Here is a 23,918-nt window from a genome sequence, read left to right as displayed (position 1 = left end):
TTAATAATGAGCCATACAACCGAAGCCGCGGGTAATCTGCAAATCAATTACACACTTTCATTTCCCGAGGCGCAGGCACATTATATGGATGTGGAAATGAATATCAGCGGGATCAGCCAGCCGTTCATCGATTTGAAAATGCCGGTTTGGACGCCAGGGTCATACCTGGTTCGGGAATATGCCAAAACCTTAGAGTCGTTAACAGCAGAACATAACGGCAAAAACCTATCGGCCCGGAAGATCAATAAAAACACCTGGCATGTGATGTTAGAAGGCGCGCAGCAAGTGAAAGTAAAATACCGGTTATATTGTTTTGAAATATCGGTGCGTAATAATTTTGTAAGCTCGGCCCAGGGCTTTATTGTAGGGGCAAATACGTTTTTGTTTCCCGCGGGGATGCTTGATAACCCATCTACCATACATATCAAACCTTACAAAAACTGGAATAAGGTTTCAACCAGTTTAGATATGGTAGGGAATGATCCCTTCACTATACATGCCCCTAATTATGATATCCTGTACGATTCGCCAATTGAGGTTGGTACACAGGATGTTTTTGGTTTTGAAGCTGCAGGTGTAAAATACGAAGTAGCTATGTGTCTGGGCGGCAATTATGATAAGGAACGTATTAAAAAGGACCTGAAAAAGCTGGTTGAAAAAGAAACCGATATTTTTGGTGAGAACCCCAATAAACGCTACGTGTTCATTGTGCATAATTATGCCAAAGGTGGTGGTGGGTTAGAGCATTTAAGCTCGACTGTGTTAGGTTTGCCACGCGATACTTATAATACCGAAGCGGGCTATCAGCGCTTTTTAGGATTAGCTGCACATGAGCATTTTCATCTGTGGAACGTAAAGCGCCTGCGCCCTATAGCACTTGGCCCCTTTGATTATGAAACCGAAAACTATACAACCGACTTATGGATAGCCGAAGGCTTCACCAATTATTTTGATAATATGGTGGTGCATCGTTTAGGGCTGTACACTACCGAAAACTATTTTGCCGCCCTTTGTACCGATATTAACCTGATAGAGAATTCCCCAGGTAATAAAATACAACCTTTGTATGAAGCCAGTTTTGATGCCTGGATAAAATACTATCGCCCTACCGAGAATAGTGTTAACGCTGGTGTATCCTACTATAGCAAAGGCTCGGTAGCCGCAATGATGCTTGATCTGGAAATTATACAGGACAGCAAAACCAGGTACTCGCTGGATGATGTAATGAAATACATGTATACCGAATATTACAAAGTAAAAAAACGCGGATATACCGACGAAGAGTTTAAGCAAGGGTTGGAAAAGTATGCTGGCAAAAACCTGGATGATTTTTATGAAAAATATATTTACGGTTTGGCCGATGTGGATTATAATAAATATCTGGGCTATGCTGGGTTAGAGCTAATAGACGATTTGGCTAAAAGTAATCAGCCGGCATTAGGGCTCACCACAACAGTCACCAATAATAAGGTCATCATTACTACAGTAATAAGAAACAGCAGCGCATGGATTGACGGACTGAACGTAAATGATGAGATAACCGCTATAGACGGACAACAGGTTATGGATGTAAACGCCTTTATTGCCGGTAAAAAGATTGGCGATAAAGTAATTGTAAATGTAACCCGTGATGGTTTACCGTTAGCCCTACCAGTAACTTTACTTAAAAACAAACAAGTAAAATATCGCATAGCAAGCATTTCAAATCCATCGGCGCAGCAAATAGCCGTGCGCGAGAAATGGTTAAAACAATAATAATATATAATAAATAGGCCGGTTTTATCAATATATTCTAATAATTACTTTGTTTCACATATAAAAACTGTCAAATTCATTATTTTTTCATAAAAAAATATTAGTTTGGCGGCTTATTATAACGGGTCAATTTCTTGTTGACCCAATTGTGATAAGGTTTAGGTTGAAAGTCCCCTGGCGGCGAGCGCTTAGGGGGCTTTTGTTTTTTTGCTTATTCTTCCCTTAATTTGAGATTAAGGCCAATTGAACGAAGTGAAGGAACATGGATCCTAACCTCAAAATGGTAGCCGGGAAAACCCGGGATGCCCCCGGATTTTGCACTGATTTTAAAATGAAGATCTACTATTAACAATCACAGTATTTTGTAACTATAAAGGGCATACCCGTTTTTTTGTGGTAATTTAAAAAATGCCCCGCCCGTATGGTTTACCGCTATAATACCGCTTTTACCACTACCCAATACAACTGTTAATTTAACGTTTTTTCCAGGCGGCAACCATGTTTGTAAAAGCCCGGTAGCGTTTTTGTTATTTTCTCTTATCACCAGCAAATATCCCGTATTATTGCTTTTAATAGACTGGAAGCCAGTCCACGACATACCCGAGGGCTCATTACCGATAGGGAATATTTTACCTTTGTGAATGTCTGATTGTATAGATTGATATTTCTTAATAACGGGCGCTGTACTGAATGCTTTTTCCGGCAGGCCGGTTGCTTCCATCCAGGCCAGCGGCTGCGCCATCATTGTAATAGCAAAGCCATACTCAAAACTTACTTTTGATGGCGCTAACACATCATCAGCGACATATTTATTTACATTCCTGAAATTGTTTAAAAACTCTATTTGTAGGTTTTGGGGCGGTACATAACGTGCAAGCATCCAAAGGTTCCGCAATGTCCAATGCGGATAATAATTCCCCCAATCGGTATATCGGTTTTCTAAAAATATGTTACCATATTCATTAAAATAATGGTAGCCGTAGCGGCGCCCTGCAGTAACATCAAGGTTAAAAATAACCTGGTTATGCGATACCGCCATTACGGTGTCAAACATGCTCCGTAAGTTAATTTCCCCCTTTTTATCCGTTACCTGTACCCCATCAATTTTAAAGGTATTAATACCCATGCGATATAAATCTATCAGTGCTTTTGCATCATCCCGCCAATGCGCATAGCTGCTGTCTTTACTCGGGTTAAACCATAAACATAGTTTAATACCCAGCTTTTCTGCCAGTTGGGTTAGCGGCAAAAGGCCATTTGGAAACTTAATCCTATCCGGTTTCCAGTAGTTAGGGTTGGCCCAAATATTGTTTAAAGAGCCGCCTCCAAATACCGAGGCAGAAGAACGTCCGGTTTGCCAGCCATCATCAATTTGAAAATGTGTTATACCCAGGCGGTGGGCTGCATGCAGTTCATTTAAAGTAAATTTTTCACCAATATGTTTGTCCTGGCTGCGGTCGCCCCAGGTATTCATTAAAATCATGTCGTCCCGGCCGGGCAAATGTTTGCGCACTTGTTCCTGGTAAATACGCAAAGCAATAAGTTGGCCCAATTCCCCGCCACTGGTAACGCCTGTTACAAAACCGTAGCAACGCAACCATTTTTCCTTATCAATATCTTGCGGCAGAACACCTATGCCTACTGTTTGTAAATTTGCTACCGAGGCAATAAAATCAAACCCCGGATAGTTTAATTGCACGCTTGAGGTAGGTGCTTCTTTTAAAATAAAGATGCCATTATCGGTCAACCCTTCATTCGCAAACAATAAATTACCCGTTAAGCGGCTATCGGCGCGGTAAGGTAACTGATCATAGGTTTGTACCAGATTGTTATTTTGATCGGTAATATCAAAAAACTGCACCGCCTTTAAATGCCAATTATGGCCGGGCAAAGCCAATTGTTGCATAACCGTAATACCAGGAGCGCTTTTTTTATTGTCAGAAATTGTTTCGACGTTTTGCAGGTCGCCCTGGTTTTTTGAAACCGCACCCCAGTTTGCACCAATGCTGCCGCGAAGATAAAACGTGCATGATATAGCCGGACACCGGGGATATATACGAAATACCCGTTTTACTTTTAATGCACCTAAATCTGTAATGCATTCGGCTTCAAGATATGCATTGTTAATAGAGGTAGCCGCAACCTGATGCACTTCAAGTTTGCCGTTTGCCGGTTTGGACGAGTTGGGAAAAAAGGCATCCGGTTTGGTATTGTTGATCTTCCATTGATGATTTGTTTGCTTGTCGGTTATCGACAAACTTTTAATATCACCGTTATTCCATTGATACCTGCGGCTTATAAAGGCATTTTCAATGGTCAAAATATCATCTGTAAGACTGACGTGGCATTCTTTTAACTCATTATAATCTTCATTGCTATTACCCTGCCCCAAACAATTAGATAGCGTACCGCCACTTATCAGAAAAAAAAGAAACAATAATTGGTTTTTTATCATTGTGGATTAACATTTTTGACTTTGATTTGGGCGGACTTAAAGATAAGAAACAAAAAAACTTCACCAAATAGGCGCTCCTCAATGGTTTGTTTTATGAATAATTGAAAGGTTCTTCATTCATAAAAAATTGTCTGAACAGGACGGAAACTTCCAAAGGCAGTTCTTCCATTAAAAAATGACTTCCGTTTAACTGTTTACCAACTACATTGTTACACCATTGTTGCCATATTATAAGCGGATCACCAAAGCCTGTCACAAACCCATCTGAAGACCACAGGGTGAGTAATGGACAGATAACCTTTTCGCCTTTCTCCCTACTTTGCTGCTCATCTGCCAGATCAAGCGTATTACCCATGCGATATTCGGCAAAGATAGCGCGCCTTGACGCAGCGTTTCCAAAGCAACGGGAATATTCGCTTCGGGCTAAAGAGTCAAAAAAGGCTTTACCCCCCGACCAACTATTTAGTATATGTTCAAGATAAAATTCATGGGTTGTTTCAAACAGTGTTTCAGGTAATGGGCTGGGCTGACCCATTAACCACCAGTTGCCAAGCGACGAGGCAAGCTTAAAATTTAGCCGTTCGGCAATATCAGCCGTTGGAATAATATCGAGCATAACCACCTTTTGGACATGGTGCGGAAAGTCCAGAAATAAACGAAATGCTACCCTGGCCCCACGATCATGGCCTGCCAGATAAAATTGCTGATACCCAAGGTTTTCCATGAAAGCTACCAGTTGGCGGGCCATATTCCGTTTAGTATAACGTTCATCGCCGCCGTGGGTGGTGATCCTTGAATCACCATAACCGGGTAGGTCTGCCATAATAAGTGTAAAACCATCTTCAAGTAATAGTGCTATTTGAAACCAGGCAACATGCGTTTCAGGGAAACCATGTAATAGTAACAACGGCGGTCCTTTGCCGGTAATGCTGTAGGCAATAACGGCTTCGGGCAACTCCATATAACGAATTTCTGGCAATTGGTTCATGTTTTTTTTAATTGATCAATTGAACATAAATGCTATTCCGTTGTGACTATCAATTTATTTTAAAAAACTATCCAGATAGCCGAATATTGTTTGGGTTTGCATCATTAAACTGACGTGCCCCTGCGCAGGGACTATAGCCAATTGCGATTTTGGCCTTGCTCCCAGATCGGCAGAAACAGCACCTCCCAATAATTTATATGTTTTTGCCAGCTCAATTTTATCCAGCCCATCATTGTCACCTGATATGATTAATACCGGCGCAGAAATTTTCTCAATATTACTGTCACCAAAATCAAATGCCTCCGGAGCGAAAGCGATCATCTGATCTATAAACTTTGTCCATTTAGTTTTATCGGGCGCTACCGCATCGTATGCAGCTTTCATTGGGGTATTTGTAAAAAATTCGGGCTTCCATGATTTAAATGCATTGTTTATTTCGGGTAGCCAGCCACTACTTTTATAGGTAGACGAAATGATCACTAATTTTCTTAACCGTTTAGGGCTTTGTATAGCAAATTTGTAAGCCACAGAGCCACCCATACTGTATCCTACTACATCGGCACTGTCAATTTTCAGGTAATCCAATACGCCTTCCACATCACTTGCTAAAGTAGCATGTGATAGTTTTCTATCTGAATATGGTGTATGTCCGTGACCTTGCAATTCAATGGCAATCACCTTCCTGGTTTTTGACAATTCAGGTATTAATTGCCCCCAGTTTCCCGCAATTGTCATAAACGCACCATGCAGTAACACCACGGGCTTGCCTTCGCCATATACTTCGTAATAAACTTTCAGGCCATTCACGGGCGCATATCCACTGCTTGATCTTATTTGTTGCCCGTTGGATTGCGAGGCTATAAACATAATTGTAAGTAGTGATATTAATTTAAAAAGATTACGTGTTTTGAGTAAATTTTTCATAACGATGTTTATTTTAGTTTGAACGCATTGACAACACAAAGATGGGAAGCATTTTAAGGTTCGGTGCTGTGTAAAAACGACAGATTTGGGGCGAAAAACGACAAGCACGAATTATGTTATATTAAACTCAACGAATATGATTATGGCGTAAACCAATCAAATTCAGATCCCTGCGAAACATCCAAATGAACATTCCCTATTATACGTTCGATTTTTCTAATATTCCCCCCACTTGGTTTTCGGACATTGTTTAATATATCGTAACATTAGAGAGGTTAGCTCCAATTCCTTTTAATGCGGCGTAAGTTAATTTATCTATCATGGCATTATCAAAGCAAATGGTTTGGATTGCCTTATAGTATCTATTGGTTAAAGCGTAGGGCGCGCGGAATGACACATTTTTGAGTGTTGCGCCTTTGAAAGAGACACCGTTTAATGCCGTATTGTGGAATTTGACATTAGTAAAGTGGTGACCGTCAAAAATTAAATCTGTAAGATCGGCAGATTTGAACTCCACAGTCTCGAATATACAATTTTCGAAGATCGTTTTCCTCAGATCGGTTCGGGCCAGTTTAACATTCAGGAATTCGCAATCTGTGAATTTCGTGAGGCTCATTCCTGAACTGGTAAATTCCGTTCCTGTCAAAATGCTTTTTTGAAAGCAGGACCTGGAAAGATCGGACGCTGAAAAAACACAGTTAGTAAGATTCGCCCCTTTGAAATTGACTTCACAAACATCGCTGCCAGAAAATCTGCTGCCCGTTAGGTCGGCATCAGTAAAATCGGTTCCACGCAACGCACTTCCATTAAATTTACGATTATGCGCGATAACGCCGGCAAAATCGCTTTCTAATAAATTGCTGCCACTGAAATGAATTATTTCAGAAGACTCTTGAGAGCGGGATGTGGATGCACCCTCTTCAGTTGGGGACGAACCGTTGTTAGGCAAATCCACAATCGTAACACTTCCCGTTAGGAAATTAAGGTCGACTTTTAATATTTCCGCAAGGCGTTTGCTGGTAACAATATCCGGTATCGATTCCCCGCGCTCCCATTTACCCACGGCTTGCGGACTAATAAATAATTGTTCCGCTAATTCTGCCTGGGACATATTTGCCCTTTTTCTGGTTTCGGCTATTTTATTGCCAATCATTTTCATTTCCATATGCTTAAGTTTTTAACTATTTGATATGGCAAAAATACAAGGCCGCGTTGCTATGATCATCGTAAATTGGGCTACTTTCAGTTGTAATTATACTACTTATAGTTGCATTAGTCGTTAATTTACGGGTACCCGGCGAAGATTGATGTTCGTTACCGGGTTGACAACCAAAGGAATCTTCTCGACATGTGTTTCACTGGTATCCAAGCCAAAGGCTTTGGCCTCACTCAATCCCAGGCTTTTGATCCAGAAATAGCTGCGCAGGATAAAGCCTTCTTTTACGCTGAATTCGTTGTTATAGGAAAGGAATTTCTCCATAATCACAAACTGGAAATCAGCCGGCAAATGATAACTGCTCAAAGATTCATACTTGCTGGTAATATCCAGCTCATTGCGCTGTATCATTTCTTCAACCACTTTGCGGAATAGCACATTCACACGTGGATTGATACGGAAGCCTAAGCGGAATTCTACCCGGATCACTTTTTCATGCTCCAGTTCTTCGACGGTGTATTCCATGGTAAAAGGCTCATCGGTGCGCTCGATATGGACAAACCAATAAACATCGGCCCGCTTAGGCTTGCGGCTTAGGATAGAATATATGATTTTTTGTTCAATCTGTTTACTATTATTAGCCTTGGTCAAATAGATTAGGTGGGTTGCGTATTTAGGGATGCCCTGGTCCCGGCTCATCGCGTTCAACATCGGTATATAATCTTTCAACTCTACAAAAGACAAAAAACGGTTATTGATCTTGCGGGCACGAAACCAAATGAACATGGTGAAGATCAAACTAACTTCAAATACCAGGAAGAACAGCCTTTTCACAATCTTAACGGAATTGGCAACGAAGAACGAAGCTTCCACCGTTAGGAAAACGCATAAGATAATAACCACGAGCCAAAGCGGCCAGTTTTTTACATAGCGCATAAAATAAAACATCAGTATCGTGGTGGATAACATCGCGATGGTAATCGAAAAACCATAAGCTGCCGTCATCGCTTCGGCTGTGCGGAAATACAGACTGACCGCGATACAGCCAAAACACAATATCCAGTTAATGCTGGGGATATAGATCTGCCCGCGGATATTGGACGGATATTTTATAGTGATTCGCGGCCAGAAGTTCATACTGACCGCTTCGCTGATGAGTGTGAAGGAACCACTGATCAAAGCCTGGCTGGCGATGATCGTCGCTAAAGTGGCAATACCAACGGCCGGAATGACAAAACCATGTGGTACGATAGCAAAAAAAGGATTGACATTAACATCGGCTTTGGGTTGCGACAATACCCAGGCGGCCTGTCCAAGATAATTCAGCATCAAGGCGGTCTTGACGAATATCCAGCTGACCTGGATGTTTTTGCGGCCACAATGGCCAAGGTCGGAATATAATGCTTCGGCACCGGTAGTACATAGAAAGACCGCCCCTAATAACCAAAAGCCATTAGGATGTTTAACCAGCAGATCAAATCCGTAAACCGGATTAAGCGCTTTAAAAATCATCGGGTAATGCGCCACCTGAACCATGCCCAGGCCCGCCAGCATTACAAACCAAATCAGCATTACTGGTCCGAAAGCTGCGCCAACCACATTAGTGCCGAACTGCTGAAAGAAAAATAACAGGATAAGGATAGCGATCACCACGATCAAAATGATATCATGCCCGGGTACCATCACTTTTGATAAAGCAGGAACCAATGCAAGGCCCTCTATTGCGGAAGTGACGGATATGGGTGGGGTAATGATACCATCAGCCAGTAGCGTACCGGCACCAATGATAGCCGGAATGGCCAGCCATTTTCCGTAACGGCGCACCAAAGCATAGAGCGAAAAGATACCGCCCTCGCCGCGATTGTCAGCTTGCAGGGTGATGAAAATATACTTAAAGGTAGTTTGCAGGGTTAGTGTCCAAAAGATACAAGACACTGCGCCTAAAACCATAAACTGGTCGGCGCCACCCCCTTCTTTTAAAATAGTTTGCAGTGCGTATAAAGGCGAGGTGCCAATGTCGCCGAAGATAATACCAAGTGTGATCAATACGCCGCCGGCGGAGAGCTTTCTAAGATGAGGATTCATAAATTAACAGGGAAATGATATGTGAACATGCCAGCCGCGAGGCAAGTACTATACCATTTTGGTAAAAACTGCCCCAGGATTAAAAGGGAGCGGTTTTGATGTTAATTTACAAAAAGCAACCCTGCCAATATGGTAGGGTAATCTTATCATTTCGGTAGGTTAGCCTAAATGATACTCTTCTATTTTACGGTAAAGCGTGGTTACGCCTATGTTCATCAGGCGGGCAGCCTCGGTCTTATTACCTTTGGTATGTTTAAGGATCTTGCGGATATGGTTTTTCTCCATGGTGGCCATATCAAAAACGGTCAGCAGGCTTTCCTGTTCGCCGTAAAGATCGACTGGAAGCAGATCAGCTTTAAGTATATCGTCGTCAGCCACAATAACCGCGCGCTCGATCAGGTTCTTCAGTTCGCGGATATTACCCCGCCAGTTATATTTCTCCAGTTGCTCCATCATTGTCGGATCAATGCCGTTCATTTTCCGGTTCATTTTGGCGGTGTATTCTTTTAGGTAATAATCGGCCAGTAGGGGGATATCTTCGCGTCGATCATTTAGTGATGGCAGGCTGATGTGAAACACCGACAGGCGGTAAAACAGGTCTTCGCGGAAATTGCCTTTCTGAATTTCTTCCTGTAAATGACGATTGGTGGCTGCGATGATCCGCACGTTGATTTTATTAGTCTTCGTGTCTCCTACCTTAATAAACTCACCCGATTCCAATACCCGCAGCAACTTGGCCTGCAGATCGATAGGCAATTCACCGATCTCGTCCATGAACAGCGTGCCGCCGTCTGCTTCTTCAAACAAGCCCTTTTTATCTTTTAAAGCGTTGGTAAATGCCCCGGCTTTATAGCCAAATAATTCACTTTCCAGCAATTCGCGGGAAAAAGCGCTACAATTGACCGCCACAAAATTCTTCTGTTTGCGGTTACTGTTGTAATGGATTGCTCGGGCAAACACTTCTTTGCCGGTACCGGTTTCACCTAATAATAATACCGTTGTATCGGTAACGGCTACTTTACGCGCCAATTCAATGGCATTCTTTATCGCACGTGACTGGCCAATGATCCCTTCAAAGCTGTGTTGACTGATCAACTGGTTTTCCAACTGGTATAGCTTATATTGCAGTTCAGCCTTTTCGGCAGCCTTGGCAAGTAAAGGCAAAATACGTTCGTTATCGTCGCCTTTGGTGATATAATCGAAAGCGCCGTTTTTAATAGCGGTAACGCCATCGGCGATGGTGCCGTAAGCGGTCAGGCAGATCACTTCGATATAAGGCTTTTTCTCTTTCAATTCTTTAACCAGTTCGACGCCGCTAACATCAGGTAGTTTTATATCACTAAGCACCACTTGGATATGCTCGCGCTCCAGCAGCCGCAATCCTTCCTTGCCCGAACCGGCCAATAAGGTATGGTAGCCTTCCAGCCCGATGATCCGTGCCATCAGGCCGGCAAGTTTGGTTTCATCATCAATGATCAATACAGTTGATTTCATAATTGGCTAATTTAACATTAATGGTTTATTCCTGTAGCCTGGCGGCGATTGACAAGGTTGCCGCCCTGATCAACGGAAAAATCTGATGCAGAACGGTCGGGCTTAACACCTTGACTCATTTTTTTGACGTTCCGCGGTATTAAAGGCGCCAGTATGAATGCGAATAAGGTGACAAATTTTAAGATAAGTATCAGCATGTTTACCTAATTTCTTGCTATTGGCAAGGTGAAATAAAACCGGCTTCCGCTGCCCACTTCGCTTTCCAGCCCTATTTGTCCGCCTTGTGCAGTGATAAACTCTTTAGCAATGGCCAGGCCCAAGCCCGAACCGGATTTATTCTGGCCATCGGTAGGTACCTGAAAATAGCGGTCGAAAAGGCGGTCCTGATATTGCGCATCAATCCCTTTACCGAAATCCTGTACGGAAAATTCCAAAAATTGCTTCTGTTGTTTTACCTGGATTACAATACGCGACCGTTCGGAACTGTAGCGCAAGGCATTGGATAGAAAGTTGATCATCACCCAGGCGGTTTTTTCGGTATCGGCCAGTACCTGGGGCAGGTGGGCCGGCAGATGTTGCTCCAGTTCCACTTGTTTTTGATCGGCTTCGAATTTAACGGCTTTTACGGCATATTGCAGAATCTGCTCCGGCTCGGTAGCAATAAAGTTCAGCAGGATGTTGCCAGTCTCAACCTGCGAAAGATCCAGTAACTCGTAGGTGATCTTCAGCAGTCTTTCGGCATCATCACCAATATGGTTGATAAGGTCTACCTGTTCCTCATTTAATGACCCCACACGTTCATCATGTAGGAGCTTCAGGCTCATCTTGATCGCGGAGATGGGGGTTTTAAGTTCATGCGAAATCGTGGCGATAAAATTCGTTTTTGCCTCATCACGTTCTTTAAACTCCGTCACGTTGCGCAGGATAAATACCCGGCCTGCCGATTTGCGCGCAATGCTGATCGTATCCTCGGGGTTGGGCGAAATATTTGGAACGGTGATCTCGGTGGAATCCAATTGAAAAAAGGAATCTTTGCCGTTGATTACGATGCGAAATGGCTTGCCGTTGCCTTTGCTGTCGAGGATCGATTGCAGCAGGTCATTATGACGGGCGATATCAGCCACCTGTTGCCCTTCATACTTCTGATCGCTCAGGTTAAGCATAGTTTTGGCCGTGGTGTTAATGAAAAGGATCTGCTGCTGCTCACTGATACCTATAATGGCATCCTGCATTTGCTCGATGATGGTTTCGATCCGTTGCTTTTCTGACATGATTTGCGACAAGCTGCTGTTCTCCCAATCGTCCAATCGGGCAGCCATATCATTAAAAGCAGCGGCAACTTCGGCAAATTCATCTCTATTGTCAAAATGGATACGCTCTTTATAATTCTTTTGGCTGATCTGTCGGATACCTTTCAACAGAACATTCAGCGGATTAGCTATAGCGCCGGGAAAATTGACACTGAAACTAAACAGCACTAAAAAGGTGAAAGACCCGGCCAGTCCCAGGAAAAGAAGTGCTTTATCCACCGCATGGTTCGCCTGTTCGTTCTTGCGGACTATGGCTTTCATATTCAGGATCTCTATTTGCTTCAGATTTTGGTGTATAGCTCTGATGACGACGGGGGAGTTCTCTTTTTGCAGATGAGTATAATTGGCTCGCAATGCGGCAGTAACTGCGCCTTCCCCCTTTTCAGTAATATTGTGTTCCTGGGCAACCAATTGCTGCTCAAAACTACTGGCGGCAGCGGCATTTAAAGGGAGCGCCTGTTCGTCAAGGATGGAACGCATTTCACGTACAAAAGTGAGTGTTTCGTAATTGTTTTTGAGGATTACCTTGCCGTTAGTAGCAATCTGGTTGATCAGGATAATGGATAGCCCTCCAAAAAACAGGACGATCAGGAACAGGAATCCAAATCCAAGGCGGAGTTTATTTTTTACTTTCATGATAATATAACTAAATCGGTTTCAGTGGCAGCGATCTTGCGCAGCAGTTCGTTAAATACGGCGGTTCTCAGGATCACCTGGAATAAGTTTAAATGTGGTTTACCGATGCAAATAGTGGTGATCTCCCGCTCTTCAGCTACTTGCATTATGGTTTGTGTAACCTGGTCACTTTTAACTCGCAGCACTTCTGCCCCAAGTTCGGTTGCTAGCTTAAAATTGTTGATCAAAAAGCGTTGTTTATCCAGCCGTATCTTATCTACGCTTTCACTGCTGCTTTGCACATACAGCACAATCCAGGGTGAGCGATAATAAGAAGCCAGCCGTGCCGTTTTACGGATTACGATCTTTGCTGTTTCCGCGTTGGAAGAGATACAAGCGAGGAACTTTTCTGGCCGCAGCTTGATCTGTTTAGGGATTTCCATATCGATCTTTCGTTCCAGGTGATGTGCGACCTCCTTCAGCGCCAGTTCCCGCAGTTGAAGGATCTTATCGCTTTGGAAAAAGTTTTGCAGGGAACGTTCGATCTTGTTTTTTTCATAGATCTTGCCTTCTTTCAGCCGGGCAATCAGTTCATCCGCCGTCAGGTCAATATTAACAATCTCATCTGCCAGCTCCAATATCTTGTCCGGTATCCGCTCGCCGATAGTGATGCCGGTGATCTGTTCGATATCTTTGTTCAGGCTTTCCAGGTGCTGAATATTTACCGCGGTGATCACACTGATACCGGCCTGTAGGATATCGGCGACATCCTGCCACCGCTTACTGTTTTTGCTGCCTTCGATATTAGAATGCGCGAGTTCATCAACAATTACTACCTCCGGGTGGCGGTTCAAAATGGTTTTCAGGTCCATTTCCTCCAGTTCCTTGCCTTTATAAAACACTTTGCGGCGGTCGATCATCGCCAGGCCATCCAATAAAGCATGGGTTTCAGCCCTGTTATGCGTTTCGATATACCCGATCTGCACATCGATGCCATTTCTGAGCAGGGCATGCGCTTCCTGGAGCATGCGATAGCTTTTGCCTACACCCGCGCTCATGCCGATGTAAACTTTGAGTTTACCGCGCCTGGACTTTTTGACCAGCTCAATAAAATCCCTGACAGAATTATCTTTGTAATCGCTTTCCATGTTCCTTGCAAAATGGCCGGCCATCTGAGTGGCCGGCCGACGGGTCATCGTTCACATTTCCCGATCAATCAAACTAAATTAGTGTTTTATATTTCTTTAAAAGGCATATACCGCCGCCAGCGCAACCTGCGAGGCAGATCTGGTACCTGCACCATGGTTGTCTGTAAACATATTTTTTGAGCCATTATCCAACCGTACTTCCGGTATAAAGGTCAATGGGCCGCCTTTGATATTCGCAGTTAAGGTAAGGCCGGTTACCGATTCGCCTGCTGCCGGTGCGGCAATAGAATTATAATTGCCGGTCTTCGTCTTAAAATATTCACCGCGTAAGCCTAGGGTCACCGCTGGCGATACCGCAACCTGAGGATATAGCGCTACACCTTGGAAACCGCCGTTCGGGCATGCGCCCGGTGCCATGAAATCAGCCGCGTTCAAACCCAGCTTAAAAGCGCTGGTGATCTGATAGGTGGTAGTCAGGTCTAGCTCCGTGCCCGAAGCTGGGCCGTTTAATAAATTCACATAAGCGGTCCAGCCTTTTACCGGAACCACCATTAGTTGGGCGCCGATGGTATTGATCCTGCCTGCCGAAGTATAAACATTCCAAAGGTCATTATATAAGCCAGCCATTAAACTAACCTGAGCTGAAAAAACATAGGTTAGTTTAGTCCCGGCATTCTGAAATGGCCCGTTGGTAAACAAATACGAAGTAGAGTAATTGAAATTACCTGCCGGTGAGATCACTTCGTAACCTAAAAATGTTGCCATGTAACCCGCGATAATATTCAGCTTATCGGTCAGATCGTACCCTACATAAAGGTTTTGGATATGATTGGCCGGTACCGGGATCGATTGGTCGTTACGCGGGCCGAAGGATACTTCACCCACGAATGAGGCTTTACCAACCTTCTTTTTCAAGGCCAGATCTATCATGCCGATCGAAAAAGAATTCTGATCGCTGGCAAAACTGGTGGGGATATTGTTATGCCCTGAAAAGTCATATTTGTAATAGCTATCTACCGAACCGTTGATGGACAGCGGTGGGTCTACAGGTTTAATTTCCTGTGCCCGCGATGCGGTTGCAGCCAATGTCAATATACTTAAAGCAATAATCGATTTTTTCATTTTAGCATAATATTATTTCAATTCGTCGAGTGCGACGTTCAGTTTTAATACATTCACTTTGGCCGGGCCAAACAGGCCAAGTAAAGGCTGTTCTATGTGAGTGGCCAACAATGCGGCTACTCTTTGTTCGCTCAGGTTGCGGTATTGGGCTACCCGTTTTACCTGTATTTTGGCCGCTTCGGGTGAGATATCAGGGTCAAGCCCGCTGCCTGAGGCAGTCACCATTTCAGCCGGGATATCGCTTCTTTTCAAATAGGGGTGATATTTCAGCAGGGTATCGATGCGCTTAGCCACATCCTTTAGATAGTCGGGGTTGCTTGGGCCTTTATTGGAGCCGCCCGAACCCGCAGCGTTATAAGCTACAGCAGAGGGCCTGCCCCAGAAATACAGGGGTTTGGTAAAACTTTGACCAACATTGGCATAACCCACCACTTTGCCGTTCACACTGATGGTTTCTCCATGACCGGCGCCCTTGGACAGCTTGCCGGCAAGGGTGATCATTACCGGATAGATTACACATAGTACCACGATGAGTACCAGCGTAAGGCGTATAGATTTTAAAAAATTCGTTTTCATGATTTTTAATATTAAAAGAATAAGGAAATAATCAGATCAATCAGTTTAATACCAATGAACGGCGCAATTACCCCGCCCAAACCGTAGATCAGCAGGTTACGACGCAGTAAAGCACTCGCGCCTATTGGCTGATAAGCTACCCCACGCAACGCCAGCGGGATTAGCATCGGGATGATGATCGCGTTGAAGATCACTGCGGAAAGTATAGCGCTTTCGGGGCTGTGCAGGTGCATGATATTAATGGCCTGCAAAGCCGGGATAGAAGCAATAAACAGAGCCGGAACTATCGCAAAGTATTTGGCCACATCATTGGCAATGGAGAAAGTAGTTAGCGTACCCCGGGTGATCAGCAATTGCTTGCCGATCTCTACCACCTCGATCAGCTTGGTTGGGTCGTTGTCCAAGTCTACCATATTACCCGCCTCTTTGGCGGCCTGGGTACCGCTGTTCATGGCCACGCCTACATCGGCTTGTGCAAGGGCAGGCGCATCGTTCGTGCCGTCACCCATCATGGCAACCAGGCGGCCGTTATGTTGTTCGGCCTTTATATAGTTCATTTTATCTTCGGGCTTAGCCTCGGCAATAAAATCGTCTACACCCGCTTTATTGGCAATAAACTTTGCAGTAAGGGGGTTATCCCCGGTCACCATTACCGTTTTAATGCCCATTTTACGCAGGCGCTCAAAGCGTTCGGCAATACCCGGTTTAATAATATCCTGTAATTCGATAGTACCTAATACTACCTCGTTCTGTGATACCACCAATGGCGTACCACCGTTAGACGCGATCTCTTTCACCCGTTCTTCGACGTCATTTGGAATTGGATGACCAGCTTTAACAGCCAAATTACGAATCGAATCAAAAGCGCCTTTACGAATGCGCGTACCGTCAGGGGTATCAATCCCACTGGAACGCGTTTCGGCGGTGAACTTAATAAATTCAGAACCGGCAGGGACACCGATGTTTTTTTGTGCCAATTCAACGATGGATTTACCTTCGGGTGTTTCATCTGCCAGCGAAGACAGTACCGCAGCGTTTACCAGCTCTTCGGGGCTTATGCCGGTAACCGGCCAAAAGTGTGTGGCTTTACGGTTACCAATGGTTATGGTGCCGGTTTTATCCAGCAGCAACACATCAATATCACCTGCCGTTTCCACGGCTTTCCCCGATTTGGTGATCACATTCGCCCTTAGCGCCCTATCCATCCCGGCAATACCTATAGCCGATAGTAACCCTCCGATAGTGGTTGGGATCAAACACACGAACAAGGATATCAACGCTGCGATAGTGATTGGTGTATTGGCATAATCCGCAAACGGTTTCAGTGTTACGCAAACAATGATAAAGATGAGCGTAAAACTGGCGAGTAAGATGGTCAGGGCGATCTCATTCGGCGTTTTTTGACGGGAGGCCCCTTCTACCAATGCGATCATCTTATCCAGGAAACTTTCACCCGGCTCGGTGCTTACCTTAACTTTTATCTGATCAGATAGTACTTTGGTACCGCCTGTTACGGAAGATTTATCACCACCTGACTCGCGGATTACCGGTGCAGATTCACCTGTGATCGCCGATTCATCTATTGTTGCCAGGCCTTCGATGATCTCCCCGTCAGTGGGGATCATATCGCCGGTTTCGCATACAAACACATCGCCTTTACGCAGTGCGTTGGATGATTTGGTAATGATTGTGCCATCGGAGTTAAGTACTTTAGCGGGTGTTTCTTCACGTGTTTTCCTTAAACTGTCGGCTTGCGCTTTACCGCGTGCTTCAGCAATGGCTTCGGCAAAATTGGCGAATAATAGGGTGAGCAGTAGTACGATAAAGATGATCAGGTTATAGGCGAACGATCCCTGGCCGGCATGGGTAAGACTGTAAAAGGTCATGTAAGCCATAATAGCGGTACCTACCTCTACAGTGAACATTACCGGGTTGCGCAGCATGATTTGAGGATTCAGTTTGATGAACGACTCTTTCAGTGCGGTTTGCACCAGGGCCGGTTCAAATAATTTATTGGATTGAGTTTTCATGTGATCAATTATTTAGGCATTGAAAAAAATTCTGCCAACGGGCCTAAAGCCAGTGCAGGGAAGTAAGACAATGCGTTTAAAACCAGTATGACAGCAAACGTCATGACACCGAATGTTACGGTATCCACTTTCAGGGTACCGGCTGATTCGGGGATAAATTTCTTTTGGGCCAATAAACCGGCGATAGCTACCGGGCCGATGATCGGCAGGAACCGGCCTAAAATCAGTACCACACCCGTCGTTACGTTCCACCAAATGTTATTGTCACCTAGCCCTTCAAAACCAGAGCCGTTATTGGCATTGGCTGAAGTATACTCATACAGCATTTCTGAAAAGCCATGATAACCCGGGTTATTCAGCCAGGTTGATGGCTTGACCGCCCAATCTGCATTACCATATGTAGTAAATACGTAGGCTGCTGCTGCCGTACCGGCCATGATAAGCAGCGGACTTAAAAGTGTTATTAATGCGGCAATCTTCACTTCACGCGCTTCAACCTTATGGCCCAGGAACTCCGGTGTTCGGCCCACCATCAGTCCTGAAATAAATACGGCAATGATCAGGTAGATAAAATAGTTCAGGATACCCACGCCACAACCGCCGAAGAAGCCGTTGATCATCATGGCCAGCAGTTGCCATGCGCCGGTCAGCGGCATCGTACTGTCGTGCATGCCATTAACAGATCCTGTGGAAGTGATCGTAGTCAGGGTGCTCCAGTAAGCGGTGGCGGCAGGCCCAAAGCGGACCTCTTTGCCTTCCATAGCGCCTGAAGCTTGCGTTACCCCCATTTTGGCAATGGCGCTGTTACCACCCAATTCGCTGCTGACACTCGGTATCATCAGCATGAATAAGCCCACCATCATCACTCCGAAGATCACCCAGCCTAACTTTTTCCGGCGGATAAAGTAACCAAAGGCCAGGGTCATAGCCATGGGGATGATCATTTGTGAAATGATTTCGGTCATGTTGGTCAGGTAGTTCGGGTTTTCCAGCGGATGGGCGGAGTTAGCACCGAACCAGCCACCGCCATTAGTACCAAGGTGTTTGATTGCGATCATTTGCGCTGCCGGGCCGCGCGATACATGCGCCGTATCTCCCTGTAGGGTAATAAACTGATCCTTACCTGCATAACTTGCAGGTGTGCCGTTAAAGGTTAAGATCAATGCAATAACAACAGACAAAGGCAATAATAAACGGGTAATGGTTTTTACAAAAAACTCCCAGAAGTTGCCCAGGTTTGTGGTCGTTTTATCTTTAAACGCTTTGAACACGGCAACGGCACAGGCGATACCGGTGGCTGCACTGGTAAAGTGCAGAAACATGAAGATAAAATGCTGGGCCAGATAACTGGCACCGCTTTCACCGCTGTAGTGCTGCAAATTACAATTCACCACGAAACTGATGATCGTGTTAAAAGACAAGTCGGCGGTCATGCCGGGATTGCTATCAGGGTTTAAAGGCAACTTATCCTGGTGCATCAACACAAAAAAGCCGTAGACTAACCATAGAATATTAATGGTCATCATTGCCTTCAGGAATTGTTTCCAGTTCATCGGTTCATTGGGATTGATCCCCGATAATTTATAGATCCCGTTTTCAATAGGTTTCATAAAATCGGTCCAAACCCTTTCTCCGGCAAACATCTTCGCGAGATACTTACCGAGCGGAATGGCGATCACCAGCGTTATGATAAACGAGGCGAATATTCCAAGTAGTTCTGTGTTCATGAGAAATAGGATTAAAAGTTTTCGGGTTTAAGCAGCGCATATACCATGTATAGGAAAACTGCGATGGAAATAATGAATAATGCGATCATGATGATTAGATTTTCTCGAACCAGTCGATGGATTTAAAAATGAGCCGGCTTAGAAGCAAAATGGCCAGCAAGAGCAAGGTTGTGATCATTTTATTTGATTTTTAATTTAGCCATGCCAAACCAATACCAGTAATTTTATTTTTTAGTCAATATTCTAATTATCAATAGATTAATTCACATGCAAGACGTAATCTTATAAAAAAACCCTACCATTATGATAGGGTTGATTTCCAAAACAAACTGTGGAATAATTTAAAAGGTGTATACCCGGCTATTTGATGCACTTATGATTAATAGAGATAAATAATAACTTTGATTTTGCTTGTCTGGAAACCGAGACCTATATTTTGTTTGATAAGAAATGGCTATTATTTTTTATCCCCCGGACCCGTTCAAAGATCCAGTAAGATGTTAAATGATTCCGATCACAGTTTTCTGCCACTTTGATCATTCCGACAGATCTAAAAGTTTGCAATCTTTGAATAATTTAGTAAATGAACTATGTTAGGCAAACTCACAGATGCACAAATGGAAGACCTGCTAAAGCAGCAGGTTACCGGTCGTATCGCATGTCATGCTGATGGCGATACTTACATTGTTCCGATCAACTACGTTTATAGTGCGCCATATATTTACAGTCATGCCGGAAAAGGTAAAAAGATCGATATGATGCGCCTGAACCCTAAGGTTTGTTTTGAAGTAGATGAGATAAACAATATCTTTCACTGGAAAAGCGTAGTGGCTTGGGGAGAATTTGAGGAGGTAACCGATCTGGAAGAAAAGGAACGGTTAATGCAAGGCCTTATTCATCGGATCATGCCTTTTTCTAACAACCCCGGCGACCATCCCTCTCATGGCATCACCGAACGCGACAGCGATATTGGTGATACTGTAGAGATTATTATTTACAAGATTCGGTTAGACCGGATGACCGGACGTTTTGAGCAAAGCCAAAATTAGCCTGGCATAATAACAGCAGTCACTCCTATATTTTCGGTATGCTCCCGGGACAATACCAGGGCAGTTACTTTTACATTCATTATAATGCCATCTTTTTTAAGTGCCGCCAGGCAATGGGGGTACGCGATGTTATAACTTGCTTTTCAAGTGAACAAAATTGTTAATTTGATCACTTGAAATCAAGATGGGCAATTATTGAACAGTTTGATAAACAGCGAGATACCTATATTCGGGAGTATGTTGGCGACATGGGAGTTAACTCCCGAATTTGAATCATTTTCATTGCGAAAACTTGAATATTATGGTGTCGCCTAAAAACAAAAAACCTTCAAATGATACCATTTGAAGGGTTTTGCTCAATTTTAATATTGATTTAGCGGAATGGACGGGACTCGAACCCGCGACCCCATGCGTGACAGGCATGTATTCTAACCAGCTGAACTACCACTCCTCCCATTTGGGATTGCAAATATACGCACCTAATTTTATTACACAAGGGATTTTTTCAAAAACACAAACTTCAGCTATAAAAAACTGTGAATGTGCCGGTTAATTTCAAAAAAAAATGCCACCAGGTTAGGTGGCATAGGTGTTATTGCATTAGCGGTTAAGCTGCTGTACCCTCTTTTAACCTTTCAGCATTCTCTGCAAACTGCAACGATTCCAGGATTTCCTGTAAATCGCCATTCATTACGTTTGGTAAATTGTATATAGTTAAGCCAATGCGGTGTTCGGTAACACGGCCTTGCGGATAGTTATAAGTACGCACCTTTGCCGACCTGTCGCCGGTTGATACCATGGTCTTGCGTTTTTTAGAAACCTCTTCCAAATGTTTTTGCAGTTCCATCTCATACACACGCGAACGTAATACCTGCAAAGCCTTGTCATAATTCTTCAACTGCGATTTCTGATCCTGGCACTGGGCTACTACACCGGTTGGAATGTGCGTTAAACGTACCGCAGAATAAGTAGTATTTACCGATTGCCCGCCTGGCCCCGAGGCGCAGAACAGGTCTTTACGGATATCGCTTACCTGTAAATCAATATCAAACTCGTCAACCTCTGGCAGTACCACCACTGTCGCGGCTGATGTATGCACACGGCCCTGCGTTTCTGTATCAGGCACACGTTGTACGCGATGTACACCTGACTCATATTTCATAGTACCATAAGCATCCTCGGCCAGGATATTAAATACAATTTCTTTGTAGCCGCCACTGGTGCCTTCGGTATAATCAACCAATTCGGTTTTCCAGCCACGTTTTTCGCAATAGCGCATATACATGCGATAAAGGTCGCCGGCAAAAAGGGCGGCTTCATCGCCACCAGTACCGCCGCGTATTTCCACTATGGCATTTTTGCTATCTTCCGGATCTTTAGGGATCAGCATCAGGCGTATTTGCTCCTCTTTTTCATCGCGCTGAACTAATAGTTCGTCCAGTTCGCTTTGGGCCATCTCGCGAAATTCCTGATCCTTTTCGGTAGCCAAAATCTCTTTACTGCTATCTATATTGGACATGATGTTGCGATAGATGTGGTACTCGTCCACAATCTTACCCAAATCCTTATACTCGCGGTTTAGCTGGGCAAAACGTTTCATATCAGCCATCGCATCAGGGCTGCTTAGTTCAGCTTCAACATCCTTCCAGCGTTGATATATCAGTTCTAATTTATCTAACATAATATTTTAAAAACCAATTCACGTTAACTGCTACACAGTTCCGCAAAAAGTGTACAAAGGTACGTAATTTAATAATAAATCGGCTTGGCAGATGGTTTGTCTGGCGTCATGTTTTACTCCAGGCCTTCGTGGTGATGCAGCGTAAGTTGTTCACCGTCAAATACAGCGTAGCTATAATTATAGTTTACCCATTCGCCCAGGTTAATGTAGCGGCTGTGTCCGTTCAATTGAATGTCTAATGGCAAGTGGCGGTGGCCAAAAATCATGTAATCGTAGTAGGTGCTTTGTAAGGTATCGTTACAAAACTTTACCAGCCATTCCTGCTCGCCGGGCTTGGCCACCTCTTTTTTTTGATTAGCCAGGCGGCTATGGGTACTCCAATAATTCGCTATGCCTACCCCAAAATTGGGATGCAGCCGTGCAAATAGCCACTGGCAAAATTTGCTGCGGAAAAATTTCTTCAGGAATTTATAAAAGTTATCGCCAGGGCCCAACCCATCCCCGTGGTGCAGGAAAAACTTCTTGCCGGTGCGCTCCATTATCAATTCGTTACTAATAATTGTTGCGCCAAATTCTTTTTTAAAATAATCAAACATCCACATGTCGTGATTGCCTTTAAAAAAGTAAAGTTTAATACCAAGGTCGGCCAGTTCGGCCAGCTTGCCAAAAAAACGGATGTGCCCTTTGGGGATCACGGTTTTGTATTCGAACCAAAAATCAAATACATCCCCCATCAAAAACACTTCGGCAGCATCGACTTTGATGTTGTCCAGCCATTGTATCAAACGTAATTCGCGTTCGCGGGTTGAATCGTAGCTGGGGGTGCCCAAATGGAAATCGGAGGCGAAATATAATTTATGGCGATTAGACATGCTGCCTCAAAAATACGTTATTGGCATGAAAGCCAAAAGAGCAGAGTTGTTTCGCTAATTTTCAATAGTTTTACTTTACTGATTTACCTGTAATATGATATCGAAAAACCCCTTAAGGCCCATTTTGCTAATTTTAGCCATTTGTTTTATCGCCACCACAACCGTGCTGGCGCGGGTAGCTGATACTGCAAAAAAAGACCTGAACATTGTATTTATTGGCAACAGCATTACGCATGGTGCCGGTTTAAAAGACTGGAAAACGGAGGCCCCGCCCAATGAAGCCGCGAAATATTTAATGCAGCAAGCGGGCGTTGGGGTAGTTAATTTTGCAAACCAGGGGTATAGCGGCCACACAACTGTCGATTTTTTACCCGCTACAAATAAAGATTTCCCTAAAGTTGAAGCTGCGGCACAAGCCTTCACCAATAAAAACGCCCAGCTGGTTTTCTCTATTATTTTAGGGACTAATGATAGCGCGGTGAACGGGCCAAACGGTGCGCCTGTAACTAAAGAAAACTACCAGGCTAATTTGCAGGCAATTATTAACCAGCTACTGAAAGATTTTCCGGGCTGTAACGTAATTATACAGCAACCTACGTGGTACAGCCCTAATACCCACAACCATTCTACCTATATGCAGGAAGGGCTTAACCGTTTACAAACCTATTTCCCGATGATAAAAAAAGTAGTGAAAAGCTACGCCAAAACTAACCCGGGGCAAGTATTTAGGGGCGACAGGAAGGCTTTTGGCTTTTTCAAAAAACACGCCGAGCAATTCTTCCAACATGAAAGCGGGCAGGACGGCATATTTTATCTGCACCCCAATAAAGAAGGCGCCATAATTTTAGGAGATTTTTGGGCAAAGGCCATCTACAAAAACCTTTATAAATAAGCATAAAAAGAAAAGACCGTCCATTTTGGACGGTCTTTT

The 23,918-nt window shown here is 44.1% G+C and carries 18 protein-coding genes and 1 tRNA gene; 3 read left to right on the top strand and 16 right to left on the bottom strand.

Features of this window, described 5'->3' with window-relative positions:
* The first annotated feature begins 6 nt into the window (after positions 1-6).
* Complete coding sequence (locus IRJ18_RS19145; protein WP_194107894.1) at positions 7-1,755, top strand: M61 family metallopeptidase; 1,749 nt, start codon at positions 7-9, stop codon at positions 1,753-1,755.
* Between the two features lie 352 nt (positions 1,756-2,107).
* Here IRJ18_RS19145 and IRJ18_RS19140 read toward each other — a convergent pair whose 3' ends face one another.
* From IRJ18_RS19140 to IRJ18_RS21315, 13 genes are all read right to left on the bottom strand, one after another.
* On the bottom strand, positions 2,108-4,210 hold the full coding sequence (locus IRJ18_RS19140; RefSeq protein ID WP_194107893.1) for an alpha-galactosidase: 2,103 nt from the start codon (positions 4,208-4,210) through the stop codon (positions 2,108-2,110).
* Between the two features lie 91 nt (positions 4,211-4,301).
* Positions 4,302-5,198, bottom strand: coding sequence for an alpha/beta hydrolase (locus IRJ18_RS19135; protein ID WP_194107892.1), 897 nt, complete (start codon positions 5,196-5,198; stop codon positions 4,302-4,304).
* A 54-nt stretch (positions 5,199-5,252) separates the two neighbouring features.
* Entirely contained in the window at positions 5,253-6,122 is an 870-nt protein-coding gene (locus IRJ18_RS19130) for an alpha/beta fold hydrolase (protein ID WP_194107891.1), read from the bottom strand.
* Between the two features lie 250 nt (positions 6,123-6,372).
* A complete protein-coding gene (locus IRJ18_RS19125; RefSeq protein ID WP_194107890.1) occupies positions 6,373-7,287 on the bottom strand; it encodes a pentapeptide repeat-containing protein in 915 nt (304 codons plus the stop codon).
* Positions 7,288-7,401: 114 nt separating this feature from the next.
* Entirely contained in the window at positions 7,402-9,363 is a 1,962-nt protein-coding gene (locus tag IRJ18_RS19120; RefSeq protein ID WP_194107889.1) for a KUP/HAK/KT family potassium transporter, read from the bottom strand.
* 159 nt (positions 9,364-9,522) lie between these two features.
* Entirely contained in the window at positions 9,523-10,857 is a 1,335-nt protein-coding gene (locus tag IRJ18_RS19115; RefSeq protein WP_194107888.1) for a sigma-54-dependent transcriptional regulator, read from the bottom strand.
* A gap of 203 nt (positions 10,858-11,060) precedes the next feature.
* Positions 11,061-12,803 (bottom strand): sensor histidine kinase, encoded by a 1,743-nt coding sequence (locus IRJ18_RS19110; protein ID WP_194107887.1) that lies wholly within the window; start codon positions 12,801-12,803, stop codon positions 11,061-11,063.
* A complete protein-coding gene (locus IRJ18_RS19105) occupies positions 12,800-13,930 on the bottom strand; it encodes a sensor protein KdpD (RefSeq protein WP_194107886.1) in 1,131 nt (376 codons plus the stop codon). Before IRJ18_RS19105 ends, IRJ18_RS19110 begins: the two co-directional genes overlap by 4 nt.
* Positions 13,931-14,026: 96 nt before the next feature.
* Positions 14,027-15,052, bottom strand: a complete 1,026-nt coding sequence (locus IRJ18_RS19100; protein WP_194107885.1) for a porin — start codon at positions 15,050-15,052, stop codon at positions 14,027-14,029.
* Positions 15,053-15,064: 12 nt separating this feature from the next.
* Positions 15,065-15,628, bottom strand: a complete 564-nt coding sequence (locus IRJ18_RS19095) for a K(+)-transporting ATPase subunit C (protein ID WP_194107884.1) — start codon at positions 15,626-15,628, stop codon at positions 15,065-15,067.
* Positions 15,629-15,639: 11 nt separating this feature from the next.
* On the bottom strand, positions 15,640-17,658 hold the full coding sequence (gene kdpB, locus IRJ18_RS19090) for a potassium-transporting ATPase subunit KdpB (RefSeq protein WP_194107883.1): 2,019 nt from the start codon (positions 17,656-17,658) through the stop codon (positions 15,640-15,642).
* An 8-nt stretch (positions 17,659-17,666) separates the two neighbouring features.
* The gene (kdpA, locus tag IRJ18_RS19085; protein WP_194107882.1) at positions 17,667-19,385 is read right to left on the bottom strand and encodes a potassium-transporting ATPase subunit KdpA; all 1,719 of its coding nucleotides are present in this window, start codon (positions 19,383-19,385) and stop codon (positions 17,667-17,669) included.
* Positions 19,386-19,396: 11 nt separating this feature from the next.
* Positions 19,397-19,474 carry a potassium-transporting ATPase subunit F gene (locus IRJ18_RS21315; RefSeq protein ID WP_194108289.1) on the bottom strand — a complete coding sequence of 26 codons (78 nt, stop codon included), beginning with the start codon at positions 19,472-19,474 and terminating at the stop codon, positions 19,397-19,399.
* 501 nt (positions 19,475-19,975) lie between these two features.
* Here IRJ18_RS21315 and IRJ18_RS19075 point away from each other — a divergent pair.
* A complete protein-coding gene (locus IRJ18_RS19075) occupies positions 19,976-20,434 on the top strand; it encodes a pyridoxamine 5'-phosphate oxidase family protein (RefSeq protein ID WP_194105099.1) in 459 nt (152 codons plus the stop codon).
* Positions 20,435-20,811: 377 nt separating this feature from the next.
* On the opposite strand, the gene IRJ18_RS19070 is transcribed toward IRJ18_RS19075, so the two are convergent.
* The 3 genes from IRJ18_RS19070 to IRJ18_RS19060 all read right to left on the bottom strand — a co-directional run bounded on the left by IRJ18_RS19070 (position 20,812) and on the right by IRJ18_RS19060 (position 22,987).
* A tRNA-Asp gene (locus IRJ18_RS19070) sits at positions 20,812-20,885 on the bottom strand.
* Between the two features lie 156 nt (positions 20,886-21,041).
* Positions 21,042-22,115, bottom strand: a complete 1,074-nt coding sequence (prfA, locus tag IRJ18_RS19065) for a peptide chain release factor 1 (protein WP_194107881.1) — start codon at positions 22,113-22,115, stop codon at positions 21,042-21,044.
* 113 nt (positions 22,116-22,228) lie between these two features.
* Positions 22,229-22,987, bottom strand: a complete 759-nt coding sequence (locus IRJ18_RS19060; RefSeq protein ID WP_194107880.1) for a UDP-2,3-diacylglucosamine diphosphatase — start codon at positions 22,985-22,987, stop codon at positions 22,229-22,231.
* Positions 22,988-23,081: 94 nt separating this feature from the next.
* Here IRJ18_RS19060 and IRJ18_RS19055 point away from each other — a divergent pair, with 94 nt between their 5' ends.
* Positions 23,082-23,879, top strand: a complete 798-nt coding sequence (locus IRJ18_RS19055; RefSeq protein WP_194107879.1) for a GDSL-type esterase/lipase family protein — start codon at positions 23,082-23,084, stop codon at positions 23,877-23,879.
* The last annotated feature ends 39 nt before the right edge of the window (positions 23,880-23,918 follow it).

Origin of the sequence: Mucilaginibacter boryungensis (assembly GCF_015221995.1) — a bacterium.
Taxonomy (GTDB): domain Bacteria; phylum Bacteroidota; class Bacteroidia; order Sphingobacteriales; family Sphingobacteriaceae; genus Mucilaginibacter; species Mucilaginibacter boryungensis.
This window is presented reverse-complemented; position numbering and strand designations above follow the sequence as displayed.